Raw genomic sequence first — 20,685 nt, 5'->3', positions numbered from 1 at the left:
TTTGATTATCGATGCCTGAGTTTGCCGAACTGCTGAAAGGCTATAAGCGTTTTCGTGCCGATGGCTATCAGCGCCAGAGGGCCCGCTTCGACAGGCTGGTGGCAGAGGGGCAGAGTCCTAAGTTGATGATCATCGGTTGCAGCGACAGCCGGGTTGATCCTGCGCAGATTTTCGATGTGGACCCGGGCGAGATATTTGTCGTGCGGAATGTCGCCGCTCTGGTTCCGCCATTCGAGACTAGCGCCGGGCATCACGGGGTGTCTGCGGCGGTTGAATTTGCCGTCCAGATGCTGCGGGTAAAGCAGATCGTGGTCATGGGCCATGGGATGTGCGGCGGCTGCAAGGCAGCGCTGACGAAAGATTTCCACGGCAACGATCCTGGCAAAGGCGGGTTCATGGCCGACTGGATCCATTTGCTTGATGAAGCGCGTGAGCCCGTTGCCGCGCAATATGGCACTCAGAGCCGCGAGGCAGAACGCGCTATGGAACTTGAAGCGGTAAAGGTGAGCCTGGCCAACTTGCGCACATTTCCATGGGTGGCTGAAAAGGAAATCAGCGGCGAACTTAAACTTCGCGGTGCCTTTTTCGCTATTTCCGAGGGAGTGCTGTATGTGCATGATGATGCCAGCGGTGATTTCAAGGCTGTCGATTAATCCCTTGCCCGGGCGTGTCGTTAACTCCAAGTAATGCGACATGTCTGAAATGAACGCCAAGAACATCGCCCTGTTGATTGATGCCGACAATGTCGATCCGGGCGGAATAAATGCCGTGCTTACCGTCCTGGCTGAGCTGGGACAGGTGAACATCCGCCGCGCCTATGGCAATTGGGCCAAGGATGCGCTCAAACGCTGGGCCGATATTACCAATCGCTATGGCATTCGTCCGCACCAGCAATTCGATCTTACTCGCGGCAAGAACGCCACTGACATGGCGATGACGATCGACGCGGTAGACCTGCTTTACCAGGGCAAGGTCCACGGCTTCGGGATCATGAGCAGCGACAGCGATTTTACCCCGCTGATTACTCGGCTTCGGCAAGATGGTTTGCCGGTTTATTGTTTTGGCGATGCCAAGACGCCGGAAGCGCTGCGCACCGCGTGCACGCGCTTCATCGACATTGGTAAACTGATCAAGGGTGAAGGTACCAGTGGTGCGGCTGCAGGAACCGGCGAGAACACGGTAGATGAGGAGCTGATCGAGCTTCTTGGCGGGGCCTGGAAGGCCTCTAACCGCGACGATGAAGGCTTCGCCAAACTGCAGGAAGTCGGCCAGATCGCCGGCAACCGGTCCAGCTTCGATGTCCGCAACTATGGCTTTCGCCGGCTATCGGAGTTGATCCGTTCGCTTGACCGTTTCGAAATGAAGCGCGGCTCGGATGGCCAGGTCTACGTCAAGCGCTTGCGCTGAAGAATTGACCGCAAAAAAGCGCGGCCCCCGCTGAAGGGACCGCGCTTGATCGGGCAATCAGCCTTCGAAATCAGGCAGGGCTGTCAACTGCGGTAGCAGCCGCCGGTTCTGCCGGTGCTGCAGGCGCAGCCTTGTCGCGTTGATCCACATAGGCGGTCCACAGTTTCGCAATCGGAACCCGTGGGCCCGTAACCTTGGCGAAGTTTGCGCGAGCTTCATCGAACTTGCCCTGCTCAGCCTGGGCGAGGCCAAGCCTGGTAAGCACCATATTCGTATCAACGCCGGGTATTCCAAGCGCCTTGGTATAGAAGGTTTCAGCCTTGGCATATTGATCATAGCTCAGGAAGGCATCACCCGCCGCAACGACCGTGCGCAATCCGGCGCCAGCTGCATTGGCATCGCGTTCCAGTGCCGGCAGTTCGGCCTGGTCAGCGGCAATGCGAGAATCGGCGGTTTTCAGCGAATCCGAGAGATAGATATCGTCACGGCTGACCCGGCCGGAGGAGTAGCCGAACTCGATCACCCGCTTCACTTCCTTGGGCAGTCGACGCGGATCGGCAGCTTCGACATAGGCGATGAATTCCTGTTTGTTCTGGAGCCCATCAACACGCCGTGACAAGCGCAGCAGATCAAGCATCGCAGAAGAATCGAACTCGTTGAGGTTGCGGGCAATGTTGATCGCGTCGCGCCAATTGGTGGGCGAAGGATAATCCTTAACCCAGCCCGCAGCGAAGTCATAGACCTGCGGCACAACCTCGTTGTTGTAGCCCACGCTCAAGCCGCGGCGATACCACGCTTCATCGATCTGCAGGCCTTCCGCCTTGGCTTCGCTGATTGCTCTCGAGAGATAGTCGAGACCTTCGGTAAAACGTTCTTCGGTAATGAAGCTTTCCGCCATTGCGATCTGCATGATCGGCTTGGATACATTGTCGGCTGTGAAACCACCATCGATCGCTCGCTGTAGATAGGTACGCGAATCTGAATACTGCCCCAGAGCGTTGGCAAGCTGGTAGGAAATGAAGTTGTAACGCCCGACATTCTCGCTTTCCACCTTCCCACTCGAAAGCATCAACTTCATTCCTTCGAGCTGCGCAGCCCGGTCACCGGTCTTTGCACCAGCATTGTAAATCAGTCCGCCGGCCACGATCTTTTCATCTGGCGACACCGACAAGGCAATCAGATTGCCAAACTGTGGGCTGATCGATGCAATATCGCCGCCTTCTGCATTGACGACTTCCTGCATGGGCTGGAACATTTCGATGAACTCCTTCGAATATTCCGGCTTGTTTTCTTTTTTGCGATCCTTCTTTTCGCGCTGAGCCTGTGCAGGCTCTGCAACCACGCCGCTCAGCATCGCAGTGCCAGTCGCCAGCGCGATCGCCATAGCGAAATGCGAGCCGGCTTTCTTGCGGGTACGCGAATTGGAAATGAGAAAACGCATTGTGATGCCTCCTGAAACCAAAGATACAACGCCTCGATCAGGCGTCTGGATTATTACATGCGGGCGGTGCCATGGCCTGCCTTTGCCGAATTTGCAATTCTCCCTATGTCAATCGTGCTGAACGCGCTTTGAATGGAACACGCAGCAAACTCGTGCCAGCTTAAGTGCCAGAAGGGCCGCTATGTGTGGAAAAAACACCCTGTGTCCGGCTTTTGAGCCGGACAAGCGGTGGCGAAAGCACCTGCCTGCGCCTACATAAAGGACCAGACTTTAGCCCGCACTCAGCGCTAGATCGGACCCATCTTGACCGACGATACCGAAACCCTTCCGCCGCCTCACCCACTGGGTGAATTCGAACGCATCGACATCGTCGATGAGATGAAGGCAAGTTATCTCGATTACGCGATGAGCGTAATTGTGAGCCGCGCCCTGCCTGACGTGCGCGACGGATTGAAGCCGGTGCATCGCCGGATCCTGTTCGCCAGCCAGGAAGGCGGCTTTGTCGCGGGCCGTCCCTATCGCAAGAGCGCCAAGATCGTGGGCGACGTGATGGGTAACTATCACCCGCACGGCGACAGTGCGATCTATGACGCGCTGGCGCGTATGACGCAGCCTTGGTCGATGCGCGTCCCACTGGTCGATGGCCAGGGGAACTTCGGTTCGATGGATCCCGATCCCCCGGCCTCGATGCGCTACACCGAAGCGCGCCTTGCCAGAGTCGCCAATAGCCTGCTTGACGATCTCGACAAGGATACTGTCGATTTCGCCGATAACTATGATGGTTCGCGCCGAGAGCCTACGGTCCTGCCGGCGCGCTTCCCCAATCTGCTCGTCAATGGTGCAGGTGGGATCGCGGTGGGCATGGCTACCAATATTCCGCCCCACAATCTGGGTGAAGTGATCGCCGGCTGCCTGGCATTCATTGACAACCCTGCGATCACGACTGAGGAACTGATCGAATATATCCCGGGGCCAGACTTCCCGACCGCCCCCCTGATACTGGGACAATCGGGCGCGCGGGCCGCCTATACCACCGGGCGCGGTTCGGTGCTTATGCGCGCGCGGCACGAGATCGAAGCGACGCGGGGCGCAAAAAGCGAAGGCCGTCAGTCGATCATCTTCACTTCGATTCCCTACCAGGTCGGCAAATCCGGGCTGGTGGAGAAGATCGCCGAGGCGGCCAAGGACAAGCGGATCGAGGGCATTTCCGATATTCGCGACGAAAGTTCGCGCGAGGGCGTGCGGGTGGTGATCGATCTGAAGCGCGATGCGTCACCCGAAGTCGTGCTCAACCAGATATGGCGATACACGCCAGCTCAGGCGAGTTTCCCGGCCAATATGCTGGCGATCAAGGGGGGGCGCCCCGAAGTGCTCACCCTGCGTGACATCATCCAGGCCTTCATCCAGTTCCGCGAACAGGTCATCACCCGGCGTACCAAGTTCGAACTCAACAAGGCTCGCGACCGTGCGCATATATTGCTGGGCCTGGTGGTTGCGGTTTCGAACCTTGATGAAGTGGTCGCAATAATCCGCGGTTCGTCCAATCCCGCCGAAGCACGGGCAAAATTGCTCACCCGTGACTGGCCGATAGGCAATATCGCCCAATATATCCGCCTGATTGAAGCGATGGACCCCGATGCAGATCAAGAGGGAGGCACATATCGCCTCAGTGAGCGGCAAGTAAAGGCCATCCTCGATCTGCGCCTGCATCGCCTTACTGGGCTTGGCCGCGATGAGATAGGCGGTGAGCTGAAAGAGCTTTCCCTGGCGATCGAGGAATTCCTCTCGATTCTGGCGGACCGCGCCAAGCTGTATGGCTTGATGCGCGAAGAGCTAGAGGAAATCCGCGCCACCTATGCGACGCCGCGCGTATCCGAAATCGCTCCCGCATGGGATGGGCTCGAAGACGAGGACCTGATTGAGCGCGACGAGATGGTCGTCACCGTCACCCATGATGGCTACATCAAGCGTACCCCGCTCTCCACCTTCCGCGCGCAGCGCCGCGGGGGTAAGGGCCGCGCAGGCATGTCCACCAAGGACGAAGATGCCGTGCGAGAGATGTTTGTTACCAGCACGCACAATCCCGTGCTGTTCTTCTCGACATCGGGCAAGGTCTATCGGCTTAAAGTCTGGAAACTGCCCGAAGGCGGGCCCAATACGCGCGGTCGGCCGATCGTGAACATGCTTCCTGCCCTTGAAGATGGCGAGACAATCCGCACCGTATTGCCGCTGCCGGAAGACGAAGCAAGCTGGGGTGCGCTTTCGGTGGTATTCGCCACTGCCAAAGGCAACGCCAGGCGCAACAGCATGGACGCCTTCACCAACATTCCATCGAACGGCAAATATGCCATGAAGTTCGACGATGCCAGCGATGACAAGCTGATCGGAGTGGCCTTGCTAGAGGCCACCGATGATGTGCTGCTCGCCACGCGCCAGGGCAAGGCGATCCGCTTTGCGGGTGATGATGTCCGCGAGTTCACCTCGCGCACCTCAACCGGCGTTCGGGGCATGAAATTGAAGGCCGATGATGAAGTTGTTTCGCTTTCGATCCTCCACCGTGTCGGCACCGACGCAGACGAACGCGAGCAATATGTGAAATTCGCGCCGTGGAAGGCCGAGAAAGAAGGTGAGCCCGAACTCGATCCCGCGCGCTTTGCGGAGCTCGTCGAGAATGAGCAATTCATCCTAACTGTCTGCGCCAATGGCTATGGCAAGGTTTCGTCCGCCTATGAATATCGCCGCATCGGGCGCGGCGGCCAAGGCATCGTCAACATTGACAATATCAAGCGCAACGGCCCGGTGGTGGCGAGCTTCCCGGTTCGCCACGACCAACAACTGATGCTGGTAACCGACCAGGCCAAGCTGATCCGCTTGCCGCTTGGCCTGCGCCATCTGACCGATGACGAAGATGCTGCTGAAAAAGCATTCCGCGTGATCGGGCGAAGCTCGGCCGGCGTGCGGCTGTTCAACGTGTCAGAAGACGAAACCATTGTCAGCGCAGTGTTGATCGATGAAACCGAGGCGCCCGAAAACGAAGCGGAAGAAGCCGTGGTCGAGGAAATGGCAGGGCGCGGCAGCGAAGAGACGACACCTTACACGCCGCCGCAATCCGACCGGGACATCGAAGGCGAGCCAGGCGGATGACGCTAACCGTGATTCCGTCAGGCCAGATTTGCGGCGCGCGCGTCTCTGGAATTGACCTGATGGAAGAGCTCTCGCCTGCGCTGGTTGCTCAGATCCGAACAGCATGGCTCAAGTACAAAGTGCTCGCCCTTGCCGACCAGAGCATGGACGATGACGCGCTTGAACGCTTCACTATTGCGATGGGCGGATTTGGCGAGGATCCGTTCTTCGCTCCCATCGAAGGGCGCGAACACATTGCTGCAATCCTGCGCGAGGCCGACGAGCAGACACCCCTCTTTGCCGAAAACTGGCATAGCGACTGGAGCTTTCTTGCGGCTCCGCCGGCCGGAACCTGCTTGCTGGCGATCGAAATTCCGCCGACCGGTGGCGACACATTGTTCGCGGATCAGGTTGCGGCATTCGCAGCGCTGCCTGACCACCGCAAGGAGTATCTGCGGACGCTAATCGCGATCCATAGCGCCCAAATGGCCTATGCCCCTGAAGGGGCTTATGGCGATAAGGACCGGGGCCGTAGCATGGCGATTCGGCCAGATGAAAGCGCGCGCGCCACGCAGCTTCATCCGCTGGTGCAACGCCATCCTGAAACCGGTGAGGAAGCGCTGTTTTCTACCCTAGGCTATATCGTCGGGATCGAAGGCATGGCACAAGCCGATGCGATCGGCATTCTGTCTGAACTTGCCGAATGGCAAGGCCGGGAGGAGTTTATCTACCGCCACCGGTGGGAACCGGACATGCTGGTTATGTGGGACAACCGCTCTGTCCTCCACAAGGCAACTGGTGGTTACGAAGGCTACCGGCGTGAGCTGCACCGCACGACCATTGCGGGTTGGACGGCCTAGATAGTTGAATACAGAAGCTTGGTGGCGATATTCCAGCGCCGACCCAATCACATTAACATGTTACAAATTGATCTTGTAGTCACATTATAATGTGCTAGAATTGCCGTATGAGCACAACGATCATTGAACAAGTCCGCGATCTCGTAAACAGAGGCAAACTTACCCGCGCTGGCCTGGCCCGTGCTGCGGGCCTGCATGCCAATACGCTGCGCGACTGCACAGATGCCAGCTGGAATCCAACTGCAGAGACGCTTGCCAAGCTGGAGAATTTCCTGCTGCAAAGCGACGACCGCCCCGCCCTCGTTTCAATCGAGGAAATCATCGACGAGGCACGCAATGGCCGCATGTATATCCTGGTCGATGATGAGGATCGCGAGAACGAAGGCGACCTGATCATCCCTGCACAAATGGCAACACCCAATGCGGTCAACTTCATGGCGACGCATGGGCGCGGATTGATCTGCCTGGCGCTCGCTCGCAAGCGCGTGGAGCAGCTCGGGCTTGAACCGATGAGCCGCAACAACAAGGAAAGCATGCAGACCGCTTTCACGATCTCGATCGAGGCGAAAGAAGGCGTAACCACAGGTATCTCGGCGGCTGATCGCGCGCGCACCGTTTCGGTGGCGATCGATTCCAGCAAGGGACCGGAGGATATTGTCACCCCTGGCCATGTATTCCCGCTTGCCGCCCGCGATGGCGGCGTGCTGGTGCGCGCTGGCCACACCGAGGCGGCGGTCGATATCTCGCGCCTTGCAGGGCTCAATCCTTCCGGCGTGATCTGCGAGATCATGAACGAAGACGGTTCGATGGCACGGCTCGACGATCTGATCGGCTTTGCCCGCAAGCACGACCTCAAGATCGGCACTATCCGTGATCTGATCGAATACCGCCGGCGTAACGATCACCTGGTCGAGCGGGTCGACGAACGCAGTTTTGAATCCGATTACGGCGGGCAATGGCGCCTCCTCACCTATCGAAACAAAGTTGACGGCAGCGAGGCCTATGTCCTGCAGAAGGGGCATGTCGTAGCGGGAGAGCCCACACTTACCCGTGTTCATCCGATCTCGGTACTCGACGATGTGCTGGGCCAACCCGGCCCGCGCAAGCGTACGCTCCAGCGCGCGATGCTTGCGGTGGGCGAGCATGGCTCGGGCGTGATCGTGATCCTGCGCGATCGCTCGGCTACCGGCACTTACAGCGATAGCGACGAAGAGCGCAATGTGGGGATCGGTTCGCAGATACTGGCCGATCTCAATATTCACGAAATGATCTTGCTGACCAACTCGCAGCCCAATGTTGTGGCGATCGAAGGCTTTGGCCTCAACATCGCCAGTCTCATGCCAATCCCGGAGTAAACCGATGGCACGCATCCTGATAGTCGAAGCCCGTTTCTACGGTCATCTCAATGACCTGCTGATCGCCGGCGCGCGCGCTGCCATCGAAGCTGCGGGGCATAAGGTGGAAGTCATTACCGTGCCCGGCGCGCTCGAGATTCCGGGAGCGATCGCGCTCGCATCCGAAAGCGGCCAGTATGACGGCTTCGTGGCGATCGGCGTGGTGATCCGCGGCGAAACCTATCACTTCGAGATCGTCGCCGGGGAAAGCGCCCGCGCGATCATGGCGCTGACGATGGACGGGATCGCTATCGGTAATGGAATCCTGACGGTCGAGAACGAGCAGCAGGCGCTGGTCCGCGCCGACCCTGCGCAGAAGGACAAGGGCGGCGAAGCTGCCAAGGCCGCGCTCGCCCTGCTCGAGTTGCAGCAGCGCTTCGGGGCTTAGCCAGCCAGCCTTCCGAAGCACTGCGGGCCGGCGTAGACCGCTCTGGCCCCCAGCTCTTCCTCGATCCGGATCAGTTGATTGTATTTGGCAAGCCGGTCAGACCGCGCGAGCGAGCCGGTCTTGATCTGCCCGCAATTGGTCGCAACCGCGAGATCGGCGATCGTCGAATCCTCGGTCTCGCCAGAGCGGTGGCTCATCACCGAAGTGTAGCCGGCGCGGTGTGCCATTTCGACCGCGGCCAGCGTTTCAGTGAGCGAGCCGATCTGGTTGACCTTCACCAGCAGTGAATTGGCAAGACCATTGCCGATCCCCATTTCAAGTCGCTTTGGATTGGTCACGAACAGATCGTCACCCACCAGCTGGACCTTGCTGCCAATCTTGTCTGTCAGGATTTTCCAGCCATCAAGGTCGTCTTCGCCCATCCCGTCTTCGATCGAGCGGATCGGATAATCGGAGCACAGCGCCGCAAGATAGTCCGCCATTTCCTCGCTCGACAGCGAGGTGCCCTCACCCGCCATGTCATAGCGGCCATCGGCATAAAACTCGGTCGCCGCACAATCGAGCGCGAGCGCGACTTCGCTGCCGGGCTTGAATCCGGCCTGTTCTATTGAAGCCATGATGAAATCGAGCGCGGCGCGCGAACTGGCAAGATTGGGGGCAAAGCCGCCTTCATCGCCAACCGAGGTCGATAGCCCCTTGTCCGACAAACCCTTCTTCAGCGTGTGGAAAATTTCCGAGCCCCAGCGCACTGCCTCTGCCAGAGAATCCGCCCCCACCGGCATGATCATGAATTCCTGGATATCAATCGGGTTGTCGGCATGCTCGCCGCCGTTGATTATGTTCATCATCGGCACCGGCAGGACGTGTGCGGCCACCCCGCCGAGATAGGAATAGAGCGGCAGCCCGCGCGCATTGGCTGCGGCCTTGGCCACGGCCAGGCTGGTGCCGAGGATAGCATTGGCTCCAATTCGGCCCTTGTTGGGCGTGCCATCGAGCTCGATCATGGCAAGATCGATATCGCGCTGGTCTTCGGCATCAAGGCCCAGGATCGTATCGGCAATCTCGGTATTTACTGCTTCGATCGCCTTGAGCACGCCCTTGCCCATATAGCGGGCCTTGTCGCCATCGCGCAGTTCAACCGCTTCATGCGCGCCAGTCGACGCGCCCGATGGAACCGCAGCTCGTCCGAAACTTCCGTCTTCCAGCAGCACATCGACTTCCACCGTGGGATTGCCACGACTATCAAGGATTTCGCGGCCGTGCAGATCGATAATCGCGGTCATGGGCAAGCTCCTGGCTCGATGTGTTGTAATTGGCTAAGACACCACCATATCGGGGATTGGCAGCGCTCTATGCGCCGGAACATCGCGGCGCAAGCCGCGTTACCTTATAAAACAGTTCGGCAAACGTATTCTTGCCGGATATAATCGAATTACAAGGCAAAGGACGGATCATGGTAGAGACGACCAAAAGCAAGACCCAAAAGAAACCCACCGCCAAGAAGGCGGCAAAGACCGAAGCGGCCAGCAACAATACTGCAGAAGCCAAATCTCGCTTCAACGCGGCGCTTGATGAAGCCCGTGCAGGCGCAGCCGCACTGAAGGCAGAAGCTGGCGCGCGTGCTGGCGTGTATCGCGAACAGGTTCGTGACAAAGGTACCGATCTGGTTGCTGAAGCCAAGACCTATGGAAACGAAGCCAAGGCGAAGGCCGGCGAACTTGCCGTTGAAGGCAAAACCCGTGCCAGCGATGCCTTGGCATCTCTCGGCAAGATAGTGGCCGACACTGCGCCACAGATCGACGAGAGAATTGGCGAACAATATGGCGATTATGCCCGGAAAGCATCGCGCAGCCTACAGGAAGCCAGCGCAAAGCTCGAATCCAAGAGCGTCGAAGAGATCGGCGAGGACGCGCGCGAACTCGTACGCAAAAGTCCTGGAACCGCGATCGGCATTGCCGCGATTTTCGGATTTCTGGTAGCCCGTTTGTTCCGCGGCGGGCGCGGCTGATCGTTTAACATAGGGGGTTGGATATGCGTGATGAGGATCGGCCTGATCCGCGCCCCGACGATGTAGATGACGAACTCGAAGCCGCGGTGCGCGGTGACGAGCGTGCCGGTTCGCCGTCCGGCCCTTCGCTGGTCGACGATGTCGCGGCGTTAGTTTCGGACGGCCGCAACTTCGTGCAGGCTGAAGTCGAATTCCAGAAAACCCGACTCGCGTTTGCGGCGAATCGCAGCAAGTCAGCCGTGCTGTCAGGCCTCTTCGCGCTGGCCTTTATCCACCTTGCGCTCATTGCGCTGGTGGTTGGCCTTGTCATCGCCCTGACTCCCCATGTCACCGCATGGGGCGCGACAGCGATTGTCGTGGGCCTTCTGCTGCTTGGCGCCTTTATCCTTGTGATGCGCATGCAAAGCTCCACCCGCGAAATTGGAGAAGCATTCAATAACGCGAACGAGGATGCCGACAAATGAGCGACCTCAAGCGACAGTTATCCGAGGATCGGGAGATGCGTAATACTGCGCGATCGATCATTTTCGGCCAATTCCTGCGTGTACGCGAAGCCGTTTCCGGCAAGAGGATCGGCACCGAACTGGCCGACAAGGTGGTCGATGATGCGCTTGATCTGGCTGACCGCGCCGGGAGTGCTGCGCGCGCCAATCGTGGCCTGATCACGGCGATCGCGGGAGTTGTGGGAACGGGTGTAGCGCTGTGGCTGGCACGTAAACCGATTGCCGCACTGGTTGGTGGTGCGACCGAAGGCGACGATGGAGGGCCTCAGACAACAGAATCGTCCGACGAGGCCGACGCCAGCGTTCAAGAAGCAAACCCGAAAGCGGAAGACTATCATGACCAGTGAAGCAAATCGAACAGCCTTGCGCGAACGGATCGAGAAGGCGCAGCAGCGCCTCACGAACCGCCCAGCGAGCGAATATGCCCGCGACGCAGCGCACGAAGCGATCGATTTTGTCAAAGCCAATCCCCTGCTGGTGATTGGGGCCGCAGCCGCCCTTGGGCTAGCCTTGGGGACTTTGTCGCGCGGAGGGCGCAAGGCGGCCACCGCCACCGGTTTTCTGGGACGGATTGCCACCGATGCCGCAATTGCCTTTGCCCTGACTATGTACGAGCGCGCATCTGAACGCCGCGATGAAGCGGCACAGAATGAAGGCTACCTGCAGGATCTCGCAGCTGACTGAATCTGTGCCAGCGGGCTCTTGACCGCTCGGATTCTCCCGATCGTCCCGCTTTTGCTTGCCTGAGCCGCAGGCTAGGCTATGGCGCGCGCGATTCCCCAAGGAGATACGAAAGATCATGGCTGAACATGAGGCAAAGCAGCGGCTGCACCTGGTGATGGGTGGCCGCGTGAAGGATCCCCGTTCACTGGAATTCCAGGATCCGGAAAGCGTCCATGTCGTGGGCGTTTTCAGCAATTATGACGACGCGGTTGAGGCCTGGCGCGCTAATGCGCACCGCACAGTGGACGATGCCGAAATGAAATATGTAGTGGTCCATCTCCACCGCCTGCTCGAGCCGGAAGAATAAGTGCTCGGGACATGCCCTATACACTGCGCCTGTTTCGGAGCAGCGATGCTCCGCGCCTCGGTGAAATTTTCGCTGAGGCGGTTCGCGTAATCGGTGGGCGTGGATATTCACCGGAGCAAGTCGCCGCCTGGGCCGCGCGTTCGCCAGCGGCCGGGGAACGTATTCTGGAGCGTGCGGAACAAGGACATTGGATAATGGTCGCAGCCGAAACCAGTGACATGCCTGTTGCCTATACCCTGTGCGAGCAGGACGGCCATTTGGACCATCTTTACTGCCATCCCGATCACACACGCCGAGGGCTCGCCGATCAATTGCTGGCCGCGGCAGAAGATCAAGCGCGCAAATGGGGATGTGCCCGCCTCTACACCGAAGCTAGCGAGCTGGCCCTGCCCGCTTTCGAGCGAGCGGGCTACCACGTCACGCATCGGCGCGACTTCGCGATCGAGCACAACGACCGGGAAGTGCCGATCCACAATTATGCGATGGAGAAAGCCTTAGTCTGAGCTCCTGCGAAAGCAGGAGCTCAAAAGTCTCTTCGCGCTGAATTCCTGCTTGCGTAGGAAATCATAAGCAATCAGATGAATTCGATCTTGTCGAGGAGGTAGAACCGGTCGCCCGATGGCACCGTGACCTCGATCTCGTCGCCTACTTGCCTGCCGATCAGCGCGCGAGCGATAGGCGAGTTGTAGGATATCCGCCCCCGGTTTGCGTCCGCTTCGGTCTGGCCGACAATCTGATACTTTATCGGCTTGTCGTCTTCATCGAGCAGCGTCACAGTGGCTCCAAACACCACCTTGTCACCCGATAGCATGGTGGGATCGATGATCTGTGCGCGGCTGACCTTGTCTTCGATCTCAGATATCTGCGCCTCGACCTGGCCCTGACGCTCTTTGGCGGCATGGTATTCGGCGTTTTCCGACAGGTCGCCATGCGCGCGAGCTTCCTCGATCGCATCGACAATTTTCGGGCGTTCCGCGCGCAGAACCTTGAGATCGGCCGTCAGCCGCTCATAGCCCTCAGCCAGCATCGGAACCTTTTCCATCGTAGCCATCCAGTCTTTCCTCCAGCGCCCTTCCCTTTGATATTCAGAGTTATTTCGGACGTGGCTGCTTCTGCCGAGGCAACCTTGGGAGCGTCGAAATTTGGGGAAAGAGCTAATGTTCGCTAGCTATAATAGTCCTGCAACGAGCGGACTTCAAGCTGGCTTGCGTTTACTGCATTAATTGCATTTGCCGCCGCAACAGAGGCTGCCGCCGTTGTATAATAGGGAATCTTCTCCGTCAGCGCTGATGCACGGATCGATTTCGAGTCCAGCAAGCTCTGCCACCCTTCAGTCGTGTTGAAGATCAGATCGACGTCTCCATCGATGATCCGGTCAACCACATGCGGCTGCCCTTCGGCCACCTTGTTGATGCGCTCCACCGGCAGTCCCTGCTCGGCCAGATAGGCCTGCGTTCCGCCGGTGGCGATGGCAGAGAAGCCCTGTTCGATCAGCGTGCGCACCGCCGGAAGGATATGCGGCTTGTCGCTGTCTTTTACCGATACGAACAGCGTGCCTTGAGATGGCAGGACCATCCCGGCAGCAAGCTGGGCCTTGAAGAAAGCGGCATCGAAACTGCGATCGATTCCCATCACTTCGCCGGTTGATTTCATCTCGGGGGAAAGGGCCGGATCGCTGCCCGGGAAGCGGCTGAAAGGGAACACCGCTTCCTTCACCGCCATATAGGGCAGGTCGCGCTTGAAGGGTTCAAAATTGGCAAGCATTTCGCCTGCCATCACCCGCGCCGCGATCTTGGCCACGGGCTGGCCGATCGCCTTGGCGACGAAGGGTACGGTGCGCGATGCACGCGGATTGACCTCGATCAGGTAAACCTCACCATCTTTCACCGCGAACTGGACATTCATCAGGCCTACGACCCCCAAGGCCCTGGCCAGTGCATCGGCCTGTTGCTCCATCTGATCGATGATATCCTTGGGGAGCGAATAGGGCGGTAGGGTACAGGCGCTATCGCCCGAGTGGACACCAGCTTCCTCGATGTGCTGCATTACCCCGGCAACCCGCACTTCTTCGCCATCGCACAGCGCATCGACATCGCACTCGATGGCATCACGCAGATATTGATCGACCAGCACCGGGCTATCGCCGGATACGTTCACGGCGGTACGGATATAATCGTCAAGCTGCGCCTCGCTGTCGACGATCTCCATCGCTCGCCCGCCCAGCACGTAGGAGGGACGCAGCAATACCGGATAGCCGATCCGCGCAGCCACTGCTGCCGCTTCGTCACGGCTATAGGCGATGCCATTTTCGGGCTGCTTGAGCTTGAGCTTGTTGACGAGCCGCGCGAAGCGCTCGCGGTCTTCCGCAAGGTCGATCGCATCGGGCGATGTGCCAAGGATCGGAATCCCCGCATCCTCCAACGCCTGCGCCAGCTTGAGCGGGGTCTGCCCGCCGAACTGCACGATCACGCCGACCAACTCGCCCTTCGACTGTTCGACGCGCAGGATCTCGAGCACGTCCTCTGCTGTCAACGGCTCGAAATAGAGTCTGTCCGATGTGTCGTAGTCGGTCGAGACTGTTTCCGGGTTGCAATTGATCATGATCGTCTCGAACCCGGCTTCCGCAAGCGCGAAACAGGCATGGACGCAGCAGTAATCGAACTCGATACCCTGCCCGATCCGGTTGGGGCCGCCGCCAAGGATCACTATCTTCCTGCGGTCTGAGGGGTTGGCCTCGCATTCGGGCTCGCCAAAGCTGGGCGCTTCATAGGTCGAATACATGTAGGGCGTGATTGCCTCGAATTCGGCCGCGCAGCTGTCAATCCGCTTGAACACCGGGCGCACGCCGAGCTTTTCACGAAGCTTGCGCACTTCATCCTCGCTGGTGGCTCCTGCCATCGCTTGCAGCGCATCGTGCAGCAGTCCCGAACGCTTGGCCTGCGTTTCGCCCAGCCCGCCTGCGACACCGACAGAGCGCACCGCCAGCGTGGCGAGCCGCTTGTCCGAAAAGCCCATCGCCTTCAGCCGCCGCAACTCGGCTGCATCGCGCGGCAGCCCGTCTTCCGAAATCCGTTTTTCCGCCGCGATGATGCCTTCGATCTGGCGCAGGAACCACGAATCATAGGATGTAAGCGCGTGTATCTCCTCCACGCTCATCCCCTCGCGGAAAGCCTGCCCGACATAGAGCAGCCGGTCGGGTGTGCGCTTGCTCAGCGCGGCGGTAACGACTTCGCGTGATACGCCTTCGAGCGAAGGCACGCGGTTGAACCCGTCAAGCCCGGTTTCGAGCCCGCGCAACGCCTTCTGCACACTTTCCTGGAAATTGCGCCCGATTGCCATGACCTCGCCGACCGACTTCATCGCGGTGGCAAGTTCGGGCTTGGCGCCCTTGAACTTCTCGAAGGCGAATCGCGGGATCTTTGTCACGACATAGTCGATCGTGGGCTCGAAGCTGGCGGGCGTAGCGCCGGTGATCTCGTTGGTAATCTCGTCCAGCGTGTAGCCCACCGCCAGCTTGGCCGCGACGCGCGCGATCGGGAAGCCGGTCGCCTTTGAGGCGAGCGCGGAGCTGCGCGATACGCGCGGGTTCATCTCGATCACGATCAGCCGGCCATCGGCGGGATTGACCGCGAATTGCACGTTCGAGCCGCCAGTTTCGACCCCGATCTCGCGCAGCACAGCAATGCTGGCATTGCGCATGATCTGGTATTCCTTGTCGGTCAGCGTCAGCGCGGGCGCAACCGTGATCGAATCCCCGGTGTGCACGCCCATCGGATCGACATTCTCGATGCTGCAGATAATGATGCAATTGTCATGGCGGTCGCGCACGACCTCCATCTCGTATTCCTTCCACCCCAGCAGCGATTCTTCGATCAGCACCTCAGTCGTAGGCGAAGCGTCGAGCCCTTCGCGCACGATCAGCTCGAACTCGGCCTTGTTATAGGCAATGCCGCCGCCGGTGCCGCCAAGCGTGAAGCTGGGGCGGATGATGGCGGGCAGCTTGGTCGTCTCAAGCACTTCAAGCGCCTGTTCCAGCGAATGCGCGATGCCGCTGCGCGCGCTTTCGAGCCCGATCTTGTCCATCGCCTCGCGGAATTTCTGGCGGTCCTCGGCCTTGTCGATGGCTTCCGCATCGGCGCCGATCATGGTGACGCCGTATTTCTCCAGCACGCCCATCTTGTTGAGCGACAGCGCGCAATTGAGCGCGGTCTGCCCGCCCATGGTCGGCAGCAGCGCGTCAGGCCGTTCCTTGGCGATGATCTTTTCGACGATTTCTGGCGTGATCGGCTCGATATAGGTCGCGTCGGCAAACTCGGGATCGGTCATGATCGTGGCCGGGTTCGAATTGACCAGCACGACGCGATAGCCCTCTTCCTTGAGCGCCTTGATCGCCTGCGTGCCGGAATAGTCGAACTCGCAGGCTTGGCCGATGATGATCGGGCCGGCGCCAATGACGAGGATGGAGGAGATGTCAGTGCGTCTGGGCATTATTATCCTGACCAAGCTGTAGTCTGCAAAACATCCATGCTTTGCATTTGTTCATCGAAGCACTCGCGTGCCGTGTAATCTGTTTCGCTACTGAAGTTCACGACAAACTCGGTCGTCACGTCTTCGAGCCCTTTCTTGATCTGCGCATCGGTTACCCCGCATGTGCTCAAGCCTGCCTCGATCTGCTCGCGTGAAGCAGAGGGTCGCGGATCGTCAGTGCATCCGACGCTCGTGAGAACCACTGCTGTGGCAAGTAAGAGTCCGACTCTCACCTCAACATCCCCACGAACTTCTCGAACAGGTAGAAACTATCCTGCGGCCCCGGCGATGCCTCGGGGTGGTATTGCACCGCAAAGGCCCGCTTGCCCTTGATGGCGATGCCGCAGTTGGAGCCGTCGAACAGGGATACGTGGGTTTCGTCCACACTGTCAGGCAGAGTAGCAGCGTCGACAGCGAAGCCGTGGTTCATCGAAGTGATCTCGACCAGCCCGGCGGTCTCGCCCCACCCTGCCCCCACACGTTGGACCGGATGGTTCGCGCCGCGGTGGCCCTGGTGCATTTTTACTGTCTTCGCGCCCGCCGCAAGGGCCAGTAACTGGTGCCCCAGACAGATACCGAAGAGGGGCACATTGCGCTCTAACAGGCCCTGAATCACCGGCACGGCATATTCGCCCGTCGCGGCCGGATCGCCGGGGCCGTTGCTCAGGAAAACGCCATCTGGCCCCAGCGCCAGCAAATCCTCCAGCGAGGTCTTGGCCGGTACCACGGTCACCTTTGCCCCGGCGCGGACGAGGTTGCGGAAGATATTGTCCTTCGCGCCGTAATCGAGGGCGACGACATGCGGGCTACCGTCATCCCAGCGCACGCTGGGATCGCTCTCGTCCTGGTCTGAACCCGACCCCGGCTTTCGCTGGGGTGACGTCATCGTCTCATACCCTTCGCCCAGGTGCCAAATCCCGCCGGTCCATTCCTCGCTGGTCTCGCGCGTGACGACCTGCGCCAGATCCATCCCTTCCAGCCCGGCCCAGCCCTGCGCACGATTGAGCAGCGCGGGGATATCGAACTTGCCATCCGGCGAATGCGCGATCACCGCATTGGGCGCGCCGTTCATACGGATGCGGCGCGTCAGCGCGCGCGTATCGACGCCGGACAGGCCGATCTTGCCATTCGCCGCCAGCCATTCGGCAAAGCCCTGCAAGCTGCGGAAATTGCTCGGCGAGGTCACGTCCTCGCGCACAATGCAGCCCACCGCGCCTTCAACCTTGCTTTCAACATCTTCCGGGTTCGTGCCGACATTGCCGATATGAGGGAAAGTGAAGGTGATGATCTGCGCTGCATAGCTGGGATCGGTCATCACTTCCTGGTAGCCGGTCATCGCGGTGTTGAAGCACACCTCGCCCACCGCTTCCCCCGTAGCGCCGAAGCCCCTGCCCCAGACCACCGTGCCATCGGCCAGAACGAGGCAACCCGTCGCACCTTTTGGTTGCGCAGGTCGAGAGGCAGCAGAAGCCATTTGGGGCTCTCCGAGTAAGGGGTTTTCCGGCAATGTCGCTAAGCTTGAGCCGCTAGCCATCCCTTCCTGCCGCGTCAACCGCACTTGCGCTGAAATAACGACTAATCGGGGCACAATTCCCATTTTCGCGATTTGGCCCTATCAGCCCCAGCAAGCACCAACCAAAGGATACCAATTCATGCTTCGCGATGACATCAAAGCCGCCACCATTGCCGCCATGAAAGCGGGCGAGAAAGAGCGCACCGCCGCGCTCCGGCTGATCGGCGCCAAGATCAAGGACCGCGACATCGAAATGCGCACTTCGTCCAAGGAGATAGCAGACGATGATCTGATCATCGAAGTGCTGCAGAAAATGGCCAAGCAGCGGCGCGAATCGATCGAGATGTATGAACAGGGCGGCCGGCAGGAACTAGCCGACCAGGAACGCGGCGAACTTGCCGTGATCGAGGAATTCCTCCCCGCCATGATGGACGAAGCCGCAACGACGGCGGCGATCGAAGCCATCAAGGCAGAACTGGATGCCAGCTCGATCAAGGACATGGGCCGGGTTATGGCCGAGCTCAAGGCACGCCACGGTGCACAGCTTGACATGGGCAAGGCAAGCGGGCTGGTTAAAGCCGCGCTTTCCTAATATCGTCCCGCAATGCTTTCCCCGCAGTGGCTTGACGAATTGCGCGCACGGGTGACGCTTTCCAGCGTCATCATGCGCACGACCAAGCTCCAGCGCGCGGGGCGCGAATGGAAGGCCTGCTGCCCGTTCCACAACGAAAAGTCGCCCAGCTTCACCGTCAATGACGAGAAGGGCTTCTATCACTGCTTCGGCTGCGGGGCGCATGGCGATGTGATCCGCTGGATGACCGACCAGCGCGGGTTGCAATTCATGGATGCGGTGAAAGAACTGGCGCAGCAGGCGGGAATGGAAGTGCCCCGCCCTGACCCGCGCGAGGCACAGCAAGCCGAAAAGCGCGCCACGCTGGTCGATGCGATGGACGCTGCGCAGGAATGGTTCGCTGCCAATCTGCACGGCCCCGATGGTGAGCGCGCGCGTGAATATCTGCGCACCCGCGGTTTCAGCCGCCGTATCGTCGAGCAATTCGGTTTTGGCTATGCGCCCGACAGCAAGGTTTCAATGAAGGGTGCGCTGTCGCAATTTGACGAGGCGATGCTGGTCGAAACCGGCCTGCTCATCAGCGTGGATGACAAACCGCCTTACGACCGATTCCGCGACCGGCTGATGCTGCCGATCCATGACGCGCGCGGGCGGGTGATTGCGTTTGGCGGGCGCATTCTTGAAAACCGGGAAGGCGCGGCGAAATATCTCAATTCTCCCGACACGCCTTTGTTCGACAAGGGCCGCACTCTTTACAATTTGCACCGCGCTGGACCTGCAAGCCGCCAGACCAACCGCATCGTGGTGGTTGAAGGCTATATGGATGTGATCGCGCTCGCCAATGCCGGGATTGCCGATGTCGTTGCGCCGCTTGGTACCGCGCTCACTGAAACTCAACTCTCCATGCTGTGGCGCATGGCCGATGTCCCGGTGTTGTGCTTTGATGGCGATGCTGCGGGCCAGCGTGCGGCGATGCGCGCGATCGGCCGGGCGCTACCGATGCTGCAACCGGGCAAGAGCCTCTCAATGGTGCATCTCCCAAGCGGGCTGGACCCCGATGATCTGATCAGGCAGCAAGGGACGGCGGCAATTGAGAAGCTGCTGGCAACCCCTGCCAGCCTGCTCGACACATTGTGGGCTTACGAACGCGATGCGCAGGAACTAAGCACACCGGAAGACAAGGCTGGGTTGAAAGCACGACTGATCGTGCACGCAGACGCCATTCAGGATCCCGATATTCGCGCGCTTTACCGGCGCGAATTGTTGCAACGCTTTTCCGACTTTGCCTTCCCCCCGCGTCCGCAGCGCCAATGGAGCGGCACGGCCAGGCCCGGCTGGCAACAACCGGCGCCACGCCTGACGGGCGATGTAGCGGCCCGCCTGCGCAAGGCTTTGGCGGGCGGTGCGCGCAATGACCTTGCCCGCGCAGTACTTCACGGCCTGCTGCGCCATCCGGGCGAAATTTTGCGCCATACCGAGGCGCTGGGCCGCCTTGCTCGGCTCGAGCCGGAAATGCATGAAACTGTCGAAACTTTGCTGGAACTGTCAGAAACGCTTGATTCGCGAGCCGACATCGCCATATCAGCGGAGAAAGGCCTTCCTGCCCCACCGGATCAAAATCGATACGCTTTCCTGAGAGAAGGCACCAACCCGGTTGATGCGCGCGAGGAATTGGCTGAAGCTGTATCGCTGCTGGTCGAAAGGCCGGCCCTTTTTGTTGCGCTTGAAGCAGCAAGGGCCCGGTTTGATAATGACCCTGAAGGGGCTTTCGCTGAACAGACCCGATTGCGAGAACGGCTATCCGCTTTGAATGAACGCCTGAAAAACTTCGGGCGCAAGAAGGCCGCAGTCGCGGCAAACATGGAAATTTCTCGCGAACCGGCTGACGGGCCGGTCTCCGACATGAAAACGGACTGACAC

Annotated in this window: 19 protein-coding genes; 14 read left to right on the top strand and 5 right to left on the bottom strand. The window is 59.6% G+C overall.

Annotation, left to right across the window (positions count from 1 at the left end; genetic code table 11):
• The first annotated feature begins 11 nt into the window (after window positions 1-11).
• Both ACX2DJ_RS08895 and ACX2DJ_RS08890 read left to right on the top strand, forming a co-directional pair.
• Window positions 12-653 carry a carbonic anhydrase gene (locus tag ACX2DJ_RS08895; RefSeq protein ID WP_462572138.1) on the top strand — a complete coding sequence of 214 codons (642 nt, stop codon included), beginning with the start codon at window positions 12-14 and terminating at the stop codon, window positions 651-653.
• A 40-nt stretch (window positions 654-693) separates the two neighbouring features.
• Window positions 694-1,407, top strand: coding sequence for an NYN domain-containing protein (locus ACX2DJ_RS08890; protein WP_462572137.1), 714 nt, complete (start codon window positions 694-696; stop codon window positions 1,405-1,407).
• 70 nt (window positions 1,408-1,477) lie between these two features.
• Here the strand turns inward: ACX2DJ_RS08890 and ACX2DJ_RS08885 are convergent, their stop codons facing one another.
• Complete coding sequence (locus ACX2DJ_RS08885; RefSeq protein ID WP_462572136.1) at window positions 1,478-2,848, bottom strand: hypothetical protein; 1,371 nt, start codon at window positions 2,846-2,848, stop codon at window positions 1,478-1,480.
• A 303-nt stretch (window positions 2,849-3,151) separates the two neighbouring features.
• Here ACX2DJ_RS08885 and gyrA point away from each other — a divergent pair, with 303 nt between their 5' ends.
• From gyrA to ribH, 4 genes are all read left to right on the top strand, one after another.
• Entirely contained in the window at window positions 3,152-5,992 is a 2,841-nt protein-coding gene (gene gyrA / locus ACX2DJ_RS08880; RefSeq protein ID WP_462572135.1) for a DNA gyrase subunit A, read from the top strand.
• Window positions 5,989-6,831 carry a TauD/TfdA dioxygenase family protein gene (locus ACX2DJ_RS08875; RefSeq protein ID WP_462572134.1) on the top strand — a complete coding sequence of 281 codons (843 nt, stop codon included), beginning with the start codon at window positions 5,989-5,991 and terminating at the stop codon, window positions 6,829-6,831. Before gyrA ends, ACX2DJ_RS08875 begins: the two co-directional genes overlap by 4 nt.
• Before the next feature lie 107 nt (window positions 6,832-6,938).
• Window positions 6,939-8,186 (top strand): 3,4-dihydroxy-2-butanone-4-phosphate synthase, encoded by a 1,248-nt coding sequence (ribB, locus tag ACX2DJ_RS08870; protein ID WP_462572133.1) that lies wholly within the window; start codon window positions 6,939-6,941, stop codon window positions 8,184-8,186.
• A gap of 4 nt (window positions 8,187-8,190) precedes the next feature.
• Window positions 8,191-8,613 carry a 6,7-dimethyl-8-ribityllumazine synthase gene (gene ribH / locus ACX2DJ_RS08865; RefSeq protein ID WP_462572132.1) on the top strand — a complete coding sequence of 141 codons (423 nt, stop codon included), beginning with the start codon at window positions 8,191-8,193 and terminating at the stop codon, window positions 8,611-8,613.
• Here ribH and eno read toward each other — a convergent pair.
• A complete protein-coding gene (gene eno, locus ACX2DJ_RS08860; RefSeq protein WP_462572131.1) occupies window positions 8,610-9,896 on the bottom strand; it encodes a phosphopyruvate hydratase in 1,287 nt (428 codons plus the stop codon). The genes ribH and eno overlap by 4 nt on opposite strands.
• Before the next feature lie 170 nt (window positions 9,897-10,066).
• On the opposite strand from eno, the gene ACX2DJ_RS08855 reads away from it, so the two are divergent.
• The 6 genes from ACX2DJ_RS08855 to ACX2DJ_RS08830 all read left to right on the top strand — a co-directional run bounded on the left by ACX2DJ_RS08855 (window position 10,067) and on the right by ACX2DJ_RS08830 (window position 12,657).
• Entirely contained in the window at window positions 10,067-10,621 is a 555-nt protein-coding gene (locus ACX2DJ_RS08855) for a hypothetical protein (RefSeq protein ID WP_462572130.1), read from the top strand.
• Between the two features lie 23 nt (window positions 10,622-10,644).
• Window positions 10,645-11,085 (top strand): phage holin family protein, encoded by a 441-nt coding sequence (locus ACX2DJ_RS08850; RefSeq protein ID WP_462572128.1) that lies wholly within the window; start codon window positions 10,645-10,647, stop codon window positions 11,083-11,085.
• Entirely contained in the window at window positions 11,082-11,471 is a 390-nt protein-coding gene (locus ACX2DJ_RS08845) for a hypothetical protein (RefSeq protein WP_462572127.1), read from the top strand. The genes ACX2DJ_RS08850 and ACX2DJ_RS08845 overlap by 4 nt, the downstream gene beginning before the upstream one ends.
• Window positions 11,461-11,808 carry a hypothetical protein gene (locus tag ACX2DJ_RS08840; RefSeq protein ID WP_462572126.1) on the top strand — a complete coding sequence of 116 codons (348 nt, stop codon included), beginning with the start codon at window positions 11,461-11,463 and terminating at the stop codon, window positions 11,806-11,808. Before ACX2DJ_RS08845 ends, ACX2DJ_RS08840 begins: the two co-directional genes overlap by 11 nt.
• Before the next feature lie 115 nt (window positions 11,809-11,923).
• Entirely contained in the window at window positions 11,924-12,154 is a 231-nt protein-coding gene (locus tag ACX2DJ_RS08835) for a DUF4170 domain-containing protein (protein WP_462572125.1), read from the top strand.
• Between the two features lie 11 nt (window positions 12,155-12,165).
• The gene (locus ACX2DJ_RS08830) at window positions 12,166-12,657 is read left to right on the top strand and encodes a GNAT family N-acetyltransferase (protein ID WP_462572124.1); all 492 of its coding nucleotides are present in this window, start codon (window positions 12,166-12,168) and stop codon (window positions 12,655-12,657) included.
• 71 nt (window positions 12,658-12,728) lie between these two features.
• Here the strand turns inward: ACX2DJ_RS08830 and greA are convergent, their stop codons facing one another.
• The 3 genes from greA to carA form a co-directional block, all read right to left on the bottom strand.
• On the bottom strand, window positions 12,729-13,205 hold the full coding sequence (greA, locus tag ACX2DJ_RS08825; RefSeq protein ID WP_462572122.1) for a transcription elongation factor GreA: 477 nt from the start codon (window positions 13,203-13,205) through the stop codon (window positions 12,729-12,731).
• Window positions 13,206-13,318: 113 nt separating this feature from the next.
• Window positions 13,319-16,642, bottom strand: coding sequence for a carbamoyl-phosphate synthase large subunit (gene carB / locus ACX2DJ_RS08820; RefSeq protein WP_462572121.1), 3,324 nt, complete (start codon window positions 16,640-16,642; stop codon window positions 13,319-13,321).
• A 268-nt stretch (window positions 16,643-16,910) separates the two neighbouring features.
• Window positions 16,911-18,155: a glutamine-hydrolyzing carbamoyl-phosphate synthase small subunit gene (gene carA / locus ACX2DJ_RS08815; RefSeq protein WP_462572119.1), complete on the bottom strand. Its 1,245-nt coding sequence runs from the start codon at window positions 18,153-18,155 to the stop codon at window positions 16,911-16,913.
• Between the two features lie 178 nt (window positions 18,156-18,333).
• On the opposite strand from carA, the gene ACX2DJ_RS08810 reads away from it, so the two are divergent.
• Window positions 18,334-18,786: a GatB/YqeY domain-containing protein gene (locus ACX2DJ_RS08810; RefSeq protein WP_462572118.1), complete on the top strand. Its 453-nt coding sequence runs from the start codon at window positions 18,334-18,336 to the stop codon at window positions 18,784-18,786.
• A gap of 12 nt (window positions 18,787-18,798) precedes the next feature.
• Window positions 18,799-20,682, top strand: coding sequence for a DNA primase (gene dnaG / locus ACX2DJ_RS08805; RefSeq protein ID WP_462572117.1), 1,884 nt, complete (start codon window positions 18,799-18,801; stop codon window positions 20,680-20,682).
• The last annotated feature ends 3 nt before the right edge of the window (window positions 20,683-20,685 follow it).

This window comes from Altererythrobacter chaiwopuensis (assembly GCF_054957755.1).
The sequence above is the reverse complement of the archived record's forward strand: the minus strand, read 5'-3'. Positions and strand labels throughout refer to the sequence as shown.

Coding starts and splice junctions, on each gene's coding strand:
- ACX2DJ_RS08895 (WP_462572138.1), top strand. CDS start 12: ATGCCTGAGTTTGCCGAACTGCTGAAAGGCTATAAGCGTTTTCGTGCC.
- ACX2DJ_RS08890 (WP_462572137.1), top strand. CDS start 694: ATGTCTGAAATGAACGCCAAGAACATCGCCCTGTTGATTGATGCCGAC.
- ACX2DJ_RS08885 (WP_462572136.1), bottom strand. CDS start 2,848: ATGCGTTTTCTCATTTCCAATTCGCGTACCCGCAAGAAAGCCGGCTCG.
- ACX2DJ_RS08875 (WP_462572134.1), top strand. CDS start 5,989: ATGACGCTAACCGTGATTCCGTCAGGCCAGATTTGCGGCGCGCGCGTC.
- ribB (WP_462572133.1), top strand. CDS start 6,939: ATGAGCACAACGATCATTGAACAAGTCCGCGATCTCGTAAACAGAGGC.
- ribH (WP_462572132.1), top strand. CDS start 8,191: ATGGCACGCATCCTGATAGTCGAAGCCCGTTTCTACGGTCATCTCAAT.
- eno (WP_462572131.1), bottom strand. CDS start 9,896: ATGACCGCGATTATCGATCTGCACGGCCGCGAAATCCTTGATAGTCGT.
- ACX2DJ_RS08855 (WP_462572130.1), top strand. CDS start 10,067: ATGGTAGAGACGACCAAAAGCAAGACCCAAAAGAAACCCACCGCCAAG.
- ACX2DJ_RS08850 (WP_462572128.1), top strand. CDS start 10,645: ATGCGTGATGAGGATCGGCCTGATCCGCGCCCCGACGATGTAGATGAC.
- ACX2DJ_RS08845 (WP_462572127.1), top strand. CDS start 11,082: ATGAGCGACCTCAAGCGACAGTTATCCGAGGATCGGGAGATGCGTAAT.
- ACX2DJ_RS08840 (WP_462572126.1), top strand. CDS start 11,461: ATGACCAGTGAAGCAAATCGAACAGCCTTGCGCGAACGGATCGAGAAG.
- ACX2DJ_RS08835 (WP_462572125.1), top strand. CDS start 11,924: ATGGCTGAACATGAGGCAAAGCAGCGGCTGCACCTGGTGATGGGTGGC.
- ACX2DJ_RS08830 (WP_462572124.1), top strand. CDS start 12,166: ATGCCCTATACACTGCGCCTGTTTCGGAGCAGCGATGCTCCGCGCCTC.
- greA (WP_462572122.1), bottom strand. CDS start 13,205: ATGGCTACGATGGAAAAGGTTCCGATGCTGGCTGAGGGCTATGAGCGG.
- carB (WP_462572121.1), bottom strand. CDS start 16,642: ATGCCCAGACGCACTGACATCTCCTCCATCCTCGTCATTGGCGCCGGC.
- carA (WP_462572119.1), bottom strand. CDS start 18,155: ATGGCTTCTGCTGCCTCTCGACCTGCGCAACCAAAAGGTGCGACGGGT.
- ACX2DJ_RS08810 (WP_462572118.1), top strand. CDS start 18,334: ATGCTTCGCGATGACATCAAAGCCGCCACCATTGCCGCCATGAAAGCG.
- dnaG (WP_462572117.1), top strand. CDS start 18,799: ATGCTTTCCCCGCAGTGGCTTGACGAATTGCGCGCACGGGTGACGCTT.